Below are 15,252 nucleotides of genomic sequence, written 5' to 3' on the forward strand. Positions count from 1 at the left end.
TTGTTACCGTATTACCACTGAATACCCGCACCGATGGCCGCGGAGTAATCGCCCTGGCTGTTGCTGGTCCCCTGCAGCTTGTAGACCCAGCTACCGCTCTCACTGACCATTGAAACGCCCAGCGCAACGGCGGTTTCACCGTTATAGGTACTTCCCGCGAGAGAGGTCATGCTGGCGCCTGGCGCGTAAGCCTGAGGCAGGCCTGCCATGGCCATTGCAGAGGCAATACCCCCGCTCATTTTGTCTTCCACGTTGCGGATCTTGCTGTTCATTTCACCCATTTTCTGGTCGGTATAGGTGTTCGCCGATTCAACGCTTTGTTTTAGCTGCGCATAGTTAACGGCGTCGGTATCGTTTACCGCTGCCGATACGTTGCTAATCCGCGTGGTGCTGCCGTTTCCGTCACCCAGGTTGATTACGCTGTAGTCCACAGAGCCATCAGTGTTGGTGTTGTAACGCACGGTACCTGCTTCGGAAGCTTTCAGCTGAGCCACGTTAACAGCATCAGTGGAATTTACCCCCGCCGAGACGTTGGTAATACGACGCTGTTGGCTTGAAGAACCGACAGATACCGTGTTTTCCTCATTCGCGATGGAACCCGACCCTAACGCCACGCTGTTGTGGGCTGACGCCGTGGACGATGCGCCAATCGCCACGCTTTCATCACCTGTTGCGATAGCAACATCGCCAGTTGAATTCACCGCCAGATAATCGGAACCGCCGGATACAGTAATATCACCCAGGGACGTTTCCAGCGTGGTTACGCGGTTATCCAGGCTGCTGTACTGATTTACAAGGTTGGAGATATTCGTGGTGTTTTCTGCCACTTTGCTGTCGGTGACTTTAAGCTGAGCGACGTTAACTGCATCAGTGTCCGCAGAGCCAGCGGCAACGTTAGTGATCTGGCGCTGACCGGTTGAGCTGCCAACCGAGAATTCACCTACAGAAGTTTGCGCGTCGCTCAGGTTGTAAGCCGTGTATCCACTCTGAGCGCCCACGGTAGTCATCGAGTTGCTGCCCATCGCGATGCTGTCAGCGTAGCTTGCATGCGCGTTGGTCCCGATGGCGATACCATTTGTCGCTGTTTGGTCAACGATAGAACCCGTACCCATACCTACACCCGCATCGCCGTTCACAACCGTTTTTGCACCCACTGCAATAGCGTCAGTGCCAACAGCCAGGGCATCTTCGAGCGTGGAGTTTGCATGGAAATATTTACTTGCTGTCGTGGCAACGGCGCCGACTGCATTTTGCAGCTGACGTACGGTTACAGCATCCTGCGATTCAGTACCATCGGCAACGTTGGTGATCTGGCGATAGCTTTCACCGTCTTTACCCAATGACAGCGCGCCCAGCAGAGTGCGATCGGTGGTGTCATGGCCCACTGTGATAGTGCCATCGCTGTTAGTTTGCGTCGCTTTACTTGAGGCGACGACGGTTCGATCGGCGATCGAGCCTGAGCCTAACGCAATACCGGTATCGATGCTGCTCGTGCTGTTTTGACCAAGAGCCAGGCTGCTCGCCCCAGACGCAACGGCGTTATATCCGATAGCTGTCGCACCGATACCCGACGCATGCGCATCGTCTTCGGTTAAGCCAGTATCGTTAGTGCGCACATACTTCACCCCAGAGCCGTTATTCGTGATGTATGTCGTGCTGGTATCCCCGGCAATCTGGCTAATGGCCTCGCTGTTTTCCTCAACCAGCAAGTTGGTTGCATACAGCTGCGCACCGTTAACCACATCGGAACTGTCCGCCGCCAGGTTGCCTGCGGCAACATTGGTGATCTTGCTGGTGCCAGAGGAGCCGTGAGCGGCGCTGAATGCACCGGCGGTTTCATCCCACAGCAGCGCATTCTCGGTCAGGCCCGTAATAGAGGTAGTGATGTCAGTGACGTTGTTATTGAGGGTGGTGATATCAGTGGTGTTTTGGGCCACGTCCTGATTGGTAGCAAACAGCTGTGAGCCATTAACGGCATCAGTGCTGTCTGCGGCCAGAGCGCCTGCCGCGACGTTGGTGATCTTGTTAGTGGTAGTGGTGCCGTGCGCGGCACTGAATGCACTGGCAGCGTCGTTCCACAGCAGAGCATCTTCAGAAATGTCGGCCACATAGGTATCTATGGAGACTAAAGCGTCACCAACGTTGTTATACGTGCCGTGGCTTAATACGTACTTAGGGGCATTTACCGTGCCGTTTACGTTTACGGATGCACCGCCGCCCAGGCGGGTGGCCACGGATGAGCTCAAGTTATAGAGCTGCGACCCGTTAACTGCATCGGTGCTGCTGGCGGTAATTACGCCTTTATCGACATAAGTGATTCTGCGTTGTGTATTCGCATTCCCTACTGAAACGGTATTATCCTCGGCTGCACTAGAACCATCACCGAGTGCAACGGAATTGAGGGCCGTAACTTCTGCATTTTTACCAAGTGCGATACTTTGATCGCCGCTGGCGGTTGCACCATTACCGATAGCAATAGAATCGACGGCGTTAGCATCCGCTTTGTGTCCCAGTGCGACAGTGTCATTGCCGGTAGCTTTAGCGCCGTTACCTAAGGCGACGGAATCGGTGCCAGTTGCATTGGCTACTACGCCCAATGCCATTGAATAGCTACCGCTAGCCTTAGAAGATGCACCCACAGAAATGCTGCGGTCGCCAGATGAGCTAGCTTTAACACCCAGCGCCAGCGATGCGTCGCCGTCGGATTTACTGTAGGAGCCAATTGCGGTACTCCAGAGACCCATTGCGGAAGAGTAATAGCCCAGTGCTGCACTGGCACCATCACCGCTGGTATAGGTATTTGCCGTTACGCCCGTACCGATTGCAATCCAGCCGTTTCCTGCTGGATTACCCTCTTCGGTTACGCCTGTGCCCGTATCGTTCCCGGTATTGGCAAACACATTACCTGCTGACGCCAGGCTGCTCATGCCGATTAATGCGGACAAGACTAATTTTCTAGCGCCGGTTTTTTTTCCACGACTTTTTGCAGTCTCACTTGCTACTTTATATGTGCCAGTGGATGCATCCCAGATAACTTTAAAAATTTTGTTCAAAGTGATAGGTCCTTTTCATTAGTCTTTAAAATGTTGACGCTTTATTTTTTACTTTTTTTAACGTCAGATTTTGACGTTTTATTTGTGCCGAAAATGAGATTGTCCATATTAATACTCATTTTCAGATATTTAAGGTTGTTCGGTGATACGCCTTTCAATGTAAGGTCAATATCTTTCCATTGCCCAGGCAGTAACTCGATGCTTGAATCCATTTTTGTGCTAAATAAAAGCTGCTGCCAGCGAGTAAGCGCCTCTTTGTTTTTGGGCCTTTCGTTTCCCCATGCCATTTGGAAGGCAATGTTAGCAACAGGTACGCTTAAAAGATTAACTAGCGAAATATGAATGATGCTTCCATCGGTGGTCGGGGCGATTGAAATAATGCGGCCTGCCAGCCCAATCGAACCGTTATTCAAAACAAAAAAGCGGGTTTGGGTTGGATCGAGTTCTGTATAGGTTGAAGCCTTCTCTCTGGCATCAATATGGCCGACCGCTTTAGCAATAACTTTTTCATTATTCACAAGAATCTGTTGCTGTTTCTCAAGTTGCTCAATTCTTTTTAACTGGACTAGCTGCTGCGCGCTGAATTCTGCGGCGTCAAATGTGTCGAGTTTTCTGTCGCAGCCGGATAGAATAAAAGGCAATGATATGATTAATGAATAGTAAAGAGATTTAACGGCAAACATAGTTCTTCCTTAACGTTATGTCTTAACAAGAAGTTATCCTTTTCTTGTAATAAAAAATTGCAAAACGTGTCGAAGATTATCATTTGAAATCTTTAAATATAATTTAGTATTCCTAATTTCTGTGTTTAGTATTATTTATTTTGAGTGAATCATTCATGGTAAGAATGTTTGAGCGGGTGTAAAGGCGTGCGGGATAGTATTTCAGCGAGTAAGAGGGGGGATTAAATTAAAGCAGTTATCTGATTGAACAGATAACTGCCTGAGATACGGTAAACAGCAAATCTTAGAATTCAGTTCTGGCGAAGCCGGTCATCTCTTTCAGGCCCATTTCGCGGCCAAGTTCGGTCATCGGGTGTACCACCACCAGACCACGGACGCTTTTCTTCAGCTTGCCCATGTCGGCCTGCTCTTTTTTGGTGATCGCACGACGGTGCGGCATGTTCATCAGCTTCTGCGCTTCTTTGCTCAGCTTCTGGCCTTTCACTTCGCGCAGGCGCTCGATCTCCGCTTCCAGCGTGGCGGCTTCCTTCTCCAGCTCGGCGTACTTCTCGGCGGAATCGACCAGGGAGAGGCCAGCCATCTGGTGGCGGATCAGATCCAGACGGTCGCTCAGGCGTTTAATTTCGTTCTTTTCGACTTCTTTCATGACAAATGACTCTAAAAACGGGGGATTTACAGGGAAGGATACACCAATGTGCGCGGGCTTACTTCTGAAACGCTTTTTTTAAGCTGATTCGGGAAATCAGCTCAGTCAGGGAAAGGACCATTGTGGAACGGACAACCTGTTGATAACGCAGCTTTTGCATCGCGTACAGCTCTGGATCGCTGTTATCAAAATGGGGGGCAGGGGGCAGTGCGGTCACGCAGTGCAGCTCGCCGAAGGGCCCCAGAATCTCATCATCGGTAAAGCTGTATTCGTTACCGTCATGATTTAACTCTTCGCGCAGCGCCATCAGCAGTTCAGCGTCTTCATATTCCGGCCTGCTCAGCACGCCAAGACCGTAAATCAGCTTCAGGCGTACCGACAAATCGCCCAGCGGTCCGTCTCCGTCCAGTAACGGTTCTACAGCATATTTTACCGCGTAGTCGTCTTTGCGGAACACCTGAAGCACCAGAATGTTCACCGCCTCGGTCAGTAGTTCGACGGCGGCAATCAGGAAGCTTCGTACGGTTTTGCCAGCATTCAGACGCTCAAGCACACGATTTTCAAAGGCCTGGGTTTGTTCCATTATTGCCTGCATATCTGACAATCTGTTGTTTGGGCGCAGGCTTACCTGCGCCGCATTCTGCATCATTTGGTTGCGTTATACGCGTCAACCGCCTCCACAACCACGTCGCTGTTGGCGTCCAGACCGGAAATCTGCGCCAGCGCAGCCTGCGCGCCTTTGTCATCAATCAGCTGAGCCAGCTCAATCGCCTGCGGGTCCTGCTCGCTGCGGTAGTGCATCGCGGCGGCAATCCCTTTCACCAGGTTGGCGTGCGGCAGGACGTATTCCAGCGTGCCGAGCAGCGGCTTAATCAGGCGATCGCCTGCACTCAGTTTGCGCAGCGGCTGACGGCCCACGCGCTCAACGTCATCTTTGAGATACGGATTTTCAAAACGACCGAGGATTTTCTGGATATATGCTGCGTGTTTTTCAGCATCAAAACCGTAGCGTTTGATCAGCACCGCGCCGCTCTCTTCCATTGCACCTTTTACCACAGCGCGAATGTTCTCATCGAGAATCGCGTCACGGATGGTCTGATGACCGGCCAATTTTCCGAGGTACGCGGTTATAGCATGCCCGGTGTTCAGCGTGAAGAGTTTACGTTCGACAAATGCCATCAGGTTATCGGTTAACTCCATGCCCGGGATGGTCGGCAGCGCGCCTTTAAACTGGGTTTTATCAACGATCCACTCGCTGAACGTTTCCACGGTGACTTCCAGCGGATCGTTGGTGGCGGATTCTGATGGCGGAACGATACGGTCAACGGCGGAATCAACAAAGCCAACGTGGGCTTCAACCCAGGTCTTGTCTTCATCCGCAACGGCGGCGAGAACGTGCCCTTTCAGCTGCGTGGTGCCGCGCACCATGTTTTCACAGGCGATGATGTTCAGCGGGGCGTCGTTACCCTGTGCTTTACGTTTTGCCAGGCCTTTAGCGACCGCAGGGGCGATGCGCTCAAGCACCACCGGGCCTACCGCCGTGGTGACCAGGTCAACGCTGGCGATCAGATCGATAACATCGTCGCCGATGCTGCTCACCGCATTCACGCCCGATACCGTTTCAACCTGCTCGTTTTCGCCCACCACGTGGACCTGATAGCTATGACGGGCATTCAGGGCATCCAGGACGACCTGATTCACATCGGCGAATGTCAGCGTAATGCCCGCGTCTGCCAGCAGTTTGCCGATAAAGCCACGACCGATATTACCTGCGCCAAAATGTAATGCTTTCATAGTATTAACCTTCCTAATGTTTTTACCCGAGAGGGCTGGGGTGAGGAACCGCATAACTTTCCCCTCACCCTAGCCCTCTCCCCAAAGGGGAGAGGGGATAGACCGGAACTTACTTGTTCAGCAGTGCCAGAACTTCTTCTACGCTGGTGGTGTTGGCCAGACGCTCAATGACGGTGTCGTCATCCAGGGCGTTGGTCAGGCTGGTAATCACCTGAATGTGCTCGTTGTTGCGAGCGGCGATACCGATCACCAGACGGGCAATATCGTCTTCTTCTTCGCCGAAGCGCACGCCCTGCGGATACTGACAGAACACCACACCGGTTTTCAGCACGCGGTCTTTCGCTTCAACCGTACCGTGCGGAACCGCGATGGATTCACCCAGATAGGTCGGGGTCAGCTTCTCACGTTCCAGCATCGCATCAACGTACTCTGGCTGAACGTAGCCGCCTTTCACCAGCTGCTCGCCGGCAAAGCGAATCGCCTCTTCTTTGGTGCTCGCGGTACGGCCGAGGAAGATGTTCTCCGCGCCCAGCCTGAACAGGTGAGCGTTGCTCTCGTCAAAGCTGTCCTGCAGGCTGCTGCGCACTTTCACTTCGTTGTCTTCGTGACGCTGCGCCGCGACCAGACGCTCGGTCAGGCTGGTGTACAGGCCGCTGTCGAGGAAGTTGGTCAGGGAAATGTGCTGCGCCTGCGGTACCTGACGCATGGCGCGTTCGGTCAGATCGCGGTGCGTGATCACCAGGTCAACGTCCGGCGGCAGGCTGTTAATCGCGCTGTTGGTCACAGAGATGTTGGTCAGGCCCGCATCCTGCACTTTCTTACGCAGTACGCCTGCACCCATTGCGCTGGAGCCCATACCGGCGTCGCAGGCAACGATGATTTTACGCACGTGGCTCAGGTCGTTAGAGACATCGCCAGCCGCCAGCGGGGTTGCGCCTTTGGATTCCGCTTTCATGTCGTGCATACGGCGGGTCGCCGCTTCGATATCGTCTTCTTCTTTCACTTTGCTGGTTTTCAGCAGGATGGCAGAGACAACGAAGGAGACCGCCATTGCCGCGCAAATTGCCGCGATGTTAGCGAAGTAAGCGCCCTTCGGGGTCATCGCCAGTACCGCCAGGATGGAACCCGGGGAAGCCGGAGAAACCAGACCACCGCCCAGCACGCTCAGGGTGAACACGCCGGTCATACCGCCGAGGATTACGGCCAGGATCAGACGTGGGTTCATCAGCACGTACGGGAAGTAAATTTCGTGGATACCGCCCAGGAAGTGGATGATAGCCGCGCCGCCAGCAGACTGCTTCGCGCTGCCGCGACCAAAGAACATGTACGCCAGCAGTACGCCCATACCCGGACCCGGGTTCGCTTCAATCAGGAAGAAGATGGACTTGCCGAGATCGTGAGACTGCTGAATACCCAGCGGTGAGAAGATACCGTGGTTGATGGCGTTGTTGAGGAACAGGATTTTCGCCGGTTCAACAAAGATAGACGCCAGCGGCAGCATGTCGTGCGCCACCATGAAGTTAACGCCCGCCGCCAGAATTTTGGACAGGACTTCAACCGCAGGGCCAATGCCGAGGAACGCCAGAATCGCGAGGATCATCCCGATGATGCCCGCGGAGAAGTTGTTCACCAGCATTTCGAAGCCGGACTTGATCTTGCCATCAACCCAGACGTCGAATTTCTTAATCGCCCAGCCGCCCAGAGGACCGGCAATCATGGCGCCGAGGAACATCGGCATATCCGCACCGACGATCACGCCCATGGTGGTGATAGCACCCACCACGCCGCCGCGGTCACCGCCAACCAGACGGCCACCGGTGTAACCGATGAGCAGCGGCAGCAGATAGGTAATCATTGGGCCAACAAGTTTCGCCAGCGTTTCGTTAGGCAACCACCCTGTCGGAATGAACAATGCGGTGATGATACCCCACGCGATAAACGCGCCGATATTTGGCATCACCATGTTGCTGAGAAAACGACCAAAGCTTTGAACTTTGATCTTGAAATCGGATGACATAAAACACCCCTTCTTATGTTTACGCTTAGGCTTGCGGCCCGAGGTTTATCGTTAATGTGCGGCGGCAGAGGTAGCCGGGCCCTGTTCTGATGCTGTGAAATCTGGCACTGAATCGTTCAACTGTCCAGACGGCGAAAATTTATGTGATCGCAGTCACGTAAATGTAGGGGGTAGGGAGATTATTGAAGTGATCTGCATCACAAAAACACGGTACAAAATAAATGCAACGGCCAGAAAAGCAGCAAAATCACCTCTGTTTTGTGACTGTTGTCACACTAGGTTGTCGTGAGTTTGTTTCTGGAATGTGACTGAATTCACAAAATATTTTTATGCGGATTTGTCTGGGTGCATTTGGCGAAAAAGTTAAAGCTGGATTACGCTCATAATGTAAGGTTAAGTAGATTATTATTCAGGATATATTTTGACACGTTTATAAACTTGCGTGGAGATATTATAAAAAACCATACTCCCCGGCTCTGAAATAATAAATGCAGGCTCTGTATTTAAAAATAAATTAATTAGATTGCTTATCATTTTATTAATTTAATGAGTTGACGTTGTTAAAGTGAGGAGAATATGTTTCTCAACTATTTCGCGCTGGGCGTATTAATTTTTGTATTCCTGGTTCTGTTTTACGGAATCATCGCTATTCATGACATTCCCTATAATATGGCCAAAAAGCGTAACCATCCGCATGCCGATGCGATTCATACGGCGGGCTGGATCAGCCTGTTCACGCTCCATGCTATTTGGCCGTTCCTGTGGATTTGGGCCACGCTGTACCGGGAAGACCGCGGTTGGGGTATGCAGAATCATATCGCCACGCCTGATGAGGTTCCCGGCATGGATGCCCTGACCGAACGCGTGGCAGAGTTAGAGCAAAAGCTCGCCGCGGCACAGCCCGCTGCTGATAAAAAAACGCTGGAGCACTGATCGTGGATCTGTTAATTATTCTGACCTATGTGGCCTTCGCGTGGGCTATCTTTAAAATATTCCGTATTCCGGTCAATCAATGGACGCTCGCCACCGCAACGTTGGGCGGCGTCTTTATTGTTGCGGGCCTCATTCTGTTAATGAACTATAACCATCCGTATACCTTTACGGCGCAAAAGGCGGTTATTTCTATTCCGATTACGCCGCAGGTAACGGGGATCGTCACGGAAGTGACCGATAAAAATAATCAGCTCATTAAAAAAGGCGACGTGTTATTTAAACTCGATCCGGGCCGCTACCAGGCGCGCGTCGACAGGCTGAAGGCTGACCTGGTAACCGCCACGCACAATATCGATAACCTGAAAGCGCAGCTTTCGGAAGCGGTCGCCAACACCACCCGCGTGTCCGCCGAACGCGACCGTCTGTTTAAAGACTATCAGCGCTACCTGAAAGGCAGCCAGGCGAAGGTTAACCCGTTCTCTGAGAGCGATATCGATAACGCCCGTCAGAACTATCTCGCGCAGGATGCGATGGTGAAAGGCTCCGTTGCAGAACAGACGCAGATACAAAGCCAGTTGGACAGCATGGTCAATGGCGAGCAGTCGCAGATTGCGTCCCTGCGCGCCCAGCTAGCCGAAGCAACTTATAACCTCGATCAGACCGTGGTGCGTGCCCCAAGCAACGGCTATATCACCCAGGTGCTAATCCGTCCGGGAACCTACGCCGCCGCGCTGCCGCTGCGCCCGGTGATGGTGTTTATTCCTGAACAGAAACGTCAGATCGTGGCGCAGTTCCGGCAGAACTCGCTGCTGCGCCTGAAGCCGGGCGATGAGGCGGAAGTGGTGTTTAACGCGCTGCCGGGCCAGGTCTTCTCCGGCAAACTCACCAGCGTCCTGCCGGTGGTGCCCGGAGGATCTTATCAGGCGCAGGGCGCATTGCAGGCGCTGACCGTTGTGCCGGGTACCGACGGCGTGCAGGCGCTCATCGAGCTGGAGCCAAACGCGGATGTCGATGCCCTGCCGGACGGCATTTATGCCCAGGTGGCGGTCTATTCTGACCACTTCGCCCACGTTTCGGTGATGCGTAAGGTCCTGTTACGCATGACCAGCTGGATGCACTACCTCTACCTGGATCATTAATCTCCCCGACGGAGGCAGGAATGCGATACGCATACCTGCCTTTTTTTTCGCCTTGATCCATACTGATTTCTTTATGGATATTCAGGATCAGGCAATGAAACTCATCGGCAGCTACACCAGTCCCTTCGTGCGTAAAATTTCGATTCTCCTGCTGGAGAAAGGGATTGAGTTTGAATTCATAAATGAACAGCCCTACAACGCCGAAAACGGCGTGGCGCAGTACAACCCGCTGGGGAAAGTCCCTGCGCTGGTGACGGACGAAGGCGAATGCTGGTTTGATTCCCCCATTATTGCCGGCTACATCGAGCTGCTCGGCGTAGCGCCGCGGATGCTGCCCGCCGACCCTAAGGCTGCGCTGGCGATAAAGCAAATTGAAGCGCTGGCCGATGGCATTATGGATGCGGGGCTGGCCTCCGTACGCGAGCAGGCAAGACCTGCCGCGCAGCAGTCAGAAACCGAGCTGCTGCGCCAGCGTGAAAAAATCAGCCGCAGCCTGGACATGTGCGAGCAGCTCATTCGGGACGGTAAAATTAAGAATGAGGAGGTAAACCTGTCGACGATTGCCATCGCCTGCGCGATTGGCTATCTCAATTTCCGCCGCGTGTCCCCCGGCTGGTGCGTGGAGCGCCCGCAGCTGGTGAAGCTGGCGGAAACCCTCTTCCAGCGCGAAAGCTTTGCCCAGACCGAACCGCCAAAGGCTTGATGCGGGATATAACACTTCGCGGCGGGAGGCGGTACAATCCCACCACATGTTAACTCCCTCTCCCGTCGGGAGGGGGGAAGATATTCACTCGCCAGGCGCTTTCATGACAACTCATCACTCCCTCTATACCCAAATTCCCGCGACCGATCGTTTGCTTCGTGAGCCTCGCGTTCACGCTGCCCTGGCGCTGTTCGGCCATACCGCGACGGTCGAGATGCTACGCCAGCTTCAGGACGAAGCCCGGCGCCATATTCAGGCGGAGAATGCGTTGCCCGCCTGGTGCGAAGCGTGGGAGCGGGAAGTTGAGCTGAGGCTGGCTGAGAATGCGCAAAGCGCGCTGCGCCCGGTGATTAACCTGACGGGAACCGTTCTGCACACCAACCTCGGGCGTGCGCAACAGGCCGACGAGGCGGTGGCGGCGGTCACGCAGGCCATGCGCTCCCCGGTCACGCTGGAGTACGATCTGGACGGAGCAGGGCGCGGCCACCGCGACCGCGCGCTGGCGGATATCCTCTGCAGGATCACCGGGGCGGAAGATGCTTGTATCGTGAATAACAACGCGGCGGCGGTGCTATTGATGCTGGCCGCCACGGCGAGCGGCAAAGAGGTGGTGGTGTCGCGCGGCGAGCTGGTGGAGATAGGCGGGGCGTTTCGCATTCCTGACGTCATGCGCCAGGCCGGCTGTGCGCTGCATGAGGTCGGCACCACAAACCGCACGCATGCGAAAGATTATCGCGCGGCGGTAAATGAAAATACCGCGCTGCTGATGAAGGTGCATACCAGTAATTATCATATTGAAGGTTTTACCAAAACGGTCGACGAGGCGGAGCTGGCCGCAATAGGTCACGAGCTGAATATTCCGGTGATTGCCGATCTCGGCAGCGGTTCGCTGGTGGACTTGAGCCAGTACGGGCTGCCAAAAGAGCCTATGGTGCAGGAGATGATTGCGGCGGGCGTAAGCCTGGTCAGCTTCTCCGGCGACAAGCTGCTGGGCGGGCCGCAGGCGGGGATCATCGTCGGCAAGCGCGAGCTGATAGCGCAACTGCAGCAGCACCCGCTGAAGCGCGCCCTGCGTGCCGATAAAATGACGCTGGCCGCGCTGGACGCCACGCTGCGGCTTTATCTCCACCCGGAGAAGCTGGCCGAGCGCCTGCCAACGCTGCGTATGTTGTCCCGCGACGCGGCTTCGATTCGCGCGCAGGGGGAATTATTGTTGCCCGAGATCGCGCCGCACTATGCTGATTTTGATGTGCGCCTCGAATCCTGCCAGTCGCAAATCGGCAGCGGGTCGCTGCCGGTCGACAGGCTGCCGAGCGAAGCGCTGACGTTCACGCCGCGCGACGGGCGCGGCAGCCGGCTTGAGGCGCTGTCGGCGCGCTGGCGAGCCTTGCCGACGGCGATTATCGGGCGAATTTACGATGGCCGAATGTGGCTGGATCTACGCTGTCTTGAAGATGAAGCGCGTTTTCTGGAGATGTTGTTGAAATGATTATTGCCACCGCCGGTCACGTCGACCACGGAAAAACCACCTTGCTGCAGGCAATCACCGGCGTAAACGCCGATCGTCTGCCGGAAGAGAAAAAGCGCGGTATGACCATCGATCTGGGCTATGCCTACTGGCCACAGCCGGATGGCCGCGTGCTGGGGTTTATCGACGTGCCCGGCCACGAAAAGTTTCTTTCTAACATGCTGGCGGGCGTCGGAGGTATTGACCATGCCCTGCTGGTGGTGGCCTGCGACGACGGCGTGATGACCCAAACGCGCGAGCATCTGGCGATCCTGCAGCTTACGGGCAACCCGCAGCTGACCGTTGCGCTGACCAAAGCCGACCGCGTAGATGACGCCCGTATTGAGGAGGTACGCGATCGGGTGCAGGCGACGCTGCGCGAGTTTGGTTTTTCGGATGCTTCACTGTTTGTCACGGTGGCGACAGAAGGACGCGGTATTGACGAACTTCGCGACCATTTGCAGCAGCTGAGCTCTCGCGAGCACGCCGATCACCATCTTTTCCGCCTGGCTATCGACCGCGCGTTTACCGTAAAGGGCGCAGGCCTGGTGGTGACGGGAACGGCCCTGAGCGGCGAACTGAAGGTAGGCGACACGCTGTGGCTCACGGGCGTTAACAAGCCCATGCGCGTGCGCGGACTGCATGCCCAGAATCAGCCAACGGAGAGGGCGTATGCCGGGCAGCGTATTGCGCTGAATATTGCCGGTGATGCAGAAAAAGAGCAGCTTAATCGGGGAGACTGGCTGCTTGCTGATGCACCACCTGAACCGTCCGAACGGGTGATTGTTGCCCTGCAGGCCCATACTCCGCTCACGCAGTGGCAGCCGCTGCATATTCACCATGCGGCCAGCCATATCACCGGGCGCGTATCGCTGCTGGAGAACGACCTCGCTGAACTGGTGTTCGATTCCCCGCTCTGGCTGGCGGACAACGATCGTCTGGTGCTGCGCGACATCTCGGCGCGGGAAACGCTGGCAGGCGCGCGCGTGGTGACGCTCAATCCGCCGCGTCGCGGCAAGCGTAAGCCAGAGTATCTTCAGTGGCTGGCGACGCTGGCGCAGGCCAGCGATGATAAATCCGCATTGCTGGTCCATCTCGAACGGGGCGCAGTCAACCTTGCCGATTTTGCATGGGCCCGCCAGCTGAGCGGAGAGGGTTTGCGCCTGTTGACCCAGGAGCCCGGCTTTATCCAGTCCGGTTACAGCCTGCTGAATGCGCCCGTTGCGGCGCGCTGGCAGCGTAAAATCCTCACCACGCTTGCGACCTATCATGAGCAGCATCAGGATGAACCCGGCCCCGGTCGTGAACGTCTGCGGCGCATGGCGCTGCCGATGGAAGACGATGCGCTGGTACTGCTGCTGATTGAAAACATGCGCGAAAGCGGCGAGATCGCCAGCCATCACGGCTGGCTGCATCTGCCGGATCATAAGGCGGGCTTTACCGCAGAGCAGGAAGCAGCCTGGCTAAAAGCGGCTCCTCTGTTCGGCGATGAGCCGTGGTGGGTTCGCGATCTCGCCCGCGAAACGAATACCGACGAGCAGATAATGCGTCAGGTGTTACGCCACGCGGCGCAGCAGGGGCTAATAGTGGCGATCGTGAAAGATCGTTATTACCGTAACGATCGGATTGTGGCGTTTGCCAACATGATCCGCGAGCTTGACCGGGCGCGGGGATCGACCTGTGCGGCGGACTTCCGCGACCGGCTTAACGTGGGGCGCAAGCTGGCCATCCAGATCCTGGAGTATTTCAACCGCATTGGGTTTACGCGCCGTCGCGGCAATGACCACGTGCTTCGCGACGCGCAGCTGTTCCCCTAAGCGTTCTGCTTCGCCAGCCAGACCGCGCCCAGCCGTCCCGCCTGGTTACCGAGTTCGCAGGGCAGAATGGGCACCTTGAGCGCTTCCCACTCTTCGAACCGCTGCAAATACTTATCGAGCAGGAGGTAAATTTTCTCCTGCTCGCTAATTCCGCCGCCAATCAGCACCACCTGTGGGTCAAACATGGAGATCACGCTGTAAACGCCGCGGGACAAAAAATGCGCCCACTCTTCAATGGCTTCGCGCAGATGGACGTCGCTCTCCATGCGCTTGAACAGCTCCTCGCCGTGGGGCATTTCATCTTCAGAAAGCCGCAGCGCGCGGCTGCAGGCCTTCATCAGGCCGCTGGCAGACGCCACCTCGTGCATGCACTCGCCGTTATTGCCGACCGGAAGCACGCCAAACTCTCCCGCCCGATAGTGTGAGCCGCGATAGAGATCGCCTTCCATCACGATCCCCCCGCCGATGCCGGTTCCTATCGTGATGCACACGAAATGCGCGTAGTCCTTGCCCGCGCCCTGCCAGCGTTCACCCAGCGCCGCGCAGTTGGCGTCGTTTTCAATGGTGACAGGGAGATCGGTCAGGCCAGCAAAGAGTTCGCACAGGTTTTCGCCGTCAAGGTAGTCGAGCGCCCCCGCTTTTGCCGCTTCGCCGGTATGGTGATTGATGTGGCCGGGAAAGCTCACGCCGATGCCAGCGATGTCATGTTCCTTTTGATAGGCGGCAACCACCGCTTTCCACTTCTTTTTGAAGGCGTTTTCATCTTCGGGCGTATCGTATTCATCAGACACAATTTCCCTGCCGTTCTCATCAATCACGCCGTGTTTGATGTGCGTTCCACCTACGTCAAAGCCGATAAACAGCTGCATCGCGTCGTTCCTCGTGAGCCCTTGAACTGTTAAGTATGGCTCAGCGGCGGAAACGAAACGTAAAGTACGGTAATCCGTGATACGGCTCGTA

The 15,252-nt window shown here is 55.3% G+C and carries 11 protein-coding genes and 2 pseudogenes; 5 read left to right on the plus strand and 8 right to left on the minus strand.

Going from position 1 to position 15,252, the window contains the following annotated elements; all coding sequences use genetic code 11:
• Positions 1-11 precede the first annotated feature (11 nt).
• The 7 genes and pseudogenes from VPX56_RS01025 to VPX56_RS01050 all read right to left on the minus strand — a co-directional run.
• Positions 12-2,738: pseudogene (locus tag VPX56_RS01025) on the minus strand (YadA family autotransporter adhesin); the annotation flags it as partial.
• Positions 2,739-2,969: 231 nt separating this feature from the next.
• Positions 2,970-3,053: pseudogene (locus tag VPX56_RS22990) on the minus strand (ESPR domain-containing protein); the annotation flags it as partial.
• A 41-nt stretch (positions 3,054-3,094) separates the two neighbouring features.
• Positions 3,095-3,736, minus strand: a complete 642-nt coding sequence (locus VPX56_RS01030) for a SadB/YajI family lipoprotein (protein WP_326469349.1) — start codon at positions 3,734-3,736, stop codon at positions 3,095-3,097.
• A gap of 283 nt (positions 3,737-4,019) precedes the next feature.
• On the minus strand, positions 4,020-4,382 hold the full coding sequence (locus VPX56_RS01035; protein ID WP_131634686.1) for a YibL family ribosome-associated protein: 363 nt from the start codon (positions 4,380-4,382) through the stop codon (positions 4,020-4,022).
• A 58-nt stretch (positions 4,383-4,440) separates the two neighbouring features.
• A complete protein-coding gene (mtlR, locus tag VPX56_RS01040; protein WP_263611044.1) occupies positions 4,441-5,031 on the minus strand; it encodes a mannitol operon repressor MtlR in 591 nt (196 codons plus the stop codon).
• Entirely contained in the window at positions 5,028-6,176 is a 1,149-nt protein-coding gene (gene mtlD / locus VPX56_RS01045; RefSeq protein WP_326469352.1) for a mannitol-1-phosphate 5-dehydrogenase, read from the minus strand. Before mtlD ends, mtlR begins: the two co-directional genes overlap by 4 nt.
• Positions 6,177-6,285: 109 nt before the next feature.
• The gene (locus tag VPX56_RS01050) at positions 6,286-8,193 is read right to left on the minus strand and encodes a PTS mannitol transporter subunit IICBA (RefSeq protein WP_131634689.1); all 1,908 of its coding nucleotides are present in this window, start codon (positions 8,191-8,193) and stop codon (positions 6,286-6,288) included.
• Positions 8,194-8,769: 576 nt separating this feature from the next.
• Between VPX56_RS01050 and VPX56_RS01055 the strand changes: the two genes are divergently transcribed.
• From VPX56_RS01055 to selB, 5 genes are all read left to right on the plus strand, one after another.
• Positions 8,770-9,126 carry a DUF3302 domain-containing protein gene (locus VPX56_RS01055; protein WP_326469354.1) on the plus strand — a complete coding sequence of 119 codons (357 nt, stop codon included), beginning with the start codon at positions 8,770-8,772 and terminating at the stop codon, positions 9,124-9,126.
• A gap of 2 nt (positions 9,127-9,128) precedes the next feature.
• Complete coding sequence (locus VPX56_RS01060; RefSeq protein ID WP_326469355.1) at positions 9,129-10,265, plus strand: HlyD family secretion protein; 1,137 nt, start codon at positions 9,129-9,131, stop codon at positions 10,263-10,265.
• Positions 10,266-10,359: 94 nt separating this feature from the next.
• Positions 10,360-10,968, plus strand: a complete 609-nt coding sequence (locus VPX56_RS01065; protein WP_326469357.1) for a glutathione S-transferase — start codon at positions 10,360-10,362, stop codon at positions 10,966-10,968.
• Between the two features lie 103 nt (positions 10,969-11,071).
• Positions 11,072-12,457, plus strand: coding sequence for an L-seryl-tRNA(Sec) selenium transferase (gene selA, locus VPX56_RS01070; RefSeq protein WP_326469358.1), 1,386 nt, complete (start codon positions 11,072-11,074; stop codon positions 12,455-12,457).
• The gene (gene selB, locus VPX56_RS01075) at positions 12,454-14,292 is read left to right on the plus strand and encodes a selenocysteine-specific translation elongation factor (RefSeq protein ID WP_326469360.1); all 1,839 of its coding nucleotides are present in this window, start codon (positions 12,454-12,456) and stop codon (positions 14,290-14,292) included. The genes selA and selB overlap by 4 nt, the downstream gene beginning before the upstream one ends.
• Here selB and VPX56_RS01080 read toward each other — a convergent pair.
• Entirely contained in the window at positions 14,289-15,161 is an 873-nt protein-coding gene (locus VPX56_RS01080) for an ROK family protein (protein WP_326469362.1), read from the minus strand. The two genes, selB and VPX56_RS01080, sit on opposite strands and share 4 nt — an antisense overlap.
• Positions 15,162-15,252: the final 91 nt, after the last annotated feature.

The sequence above is a fragment of the Enterobacter wuhouensis genome (genome assembly GCF_035835995.1).
GTDB classification, from domain to species: Bacteria; Pseudomonadota; Gammaproteobacteria; order Enterobacterales; family Enterobacteriaceae; genus Enterobacter; species Enterobacter wuhouensis.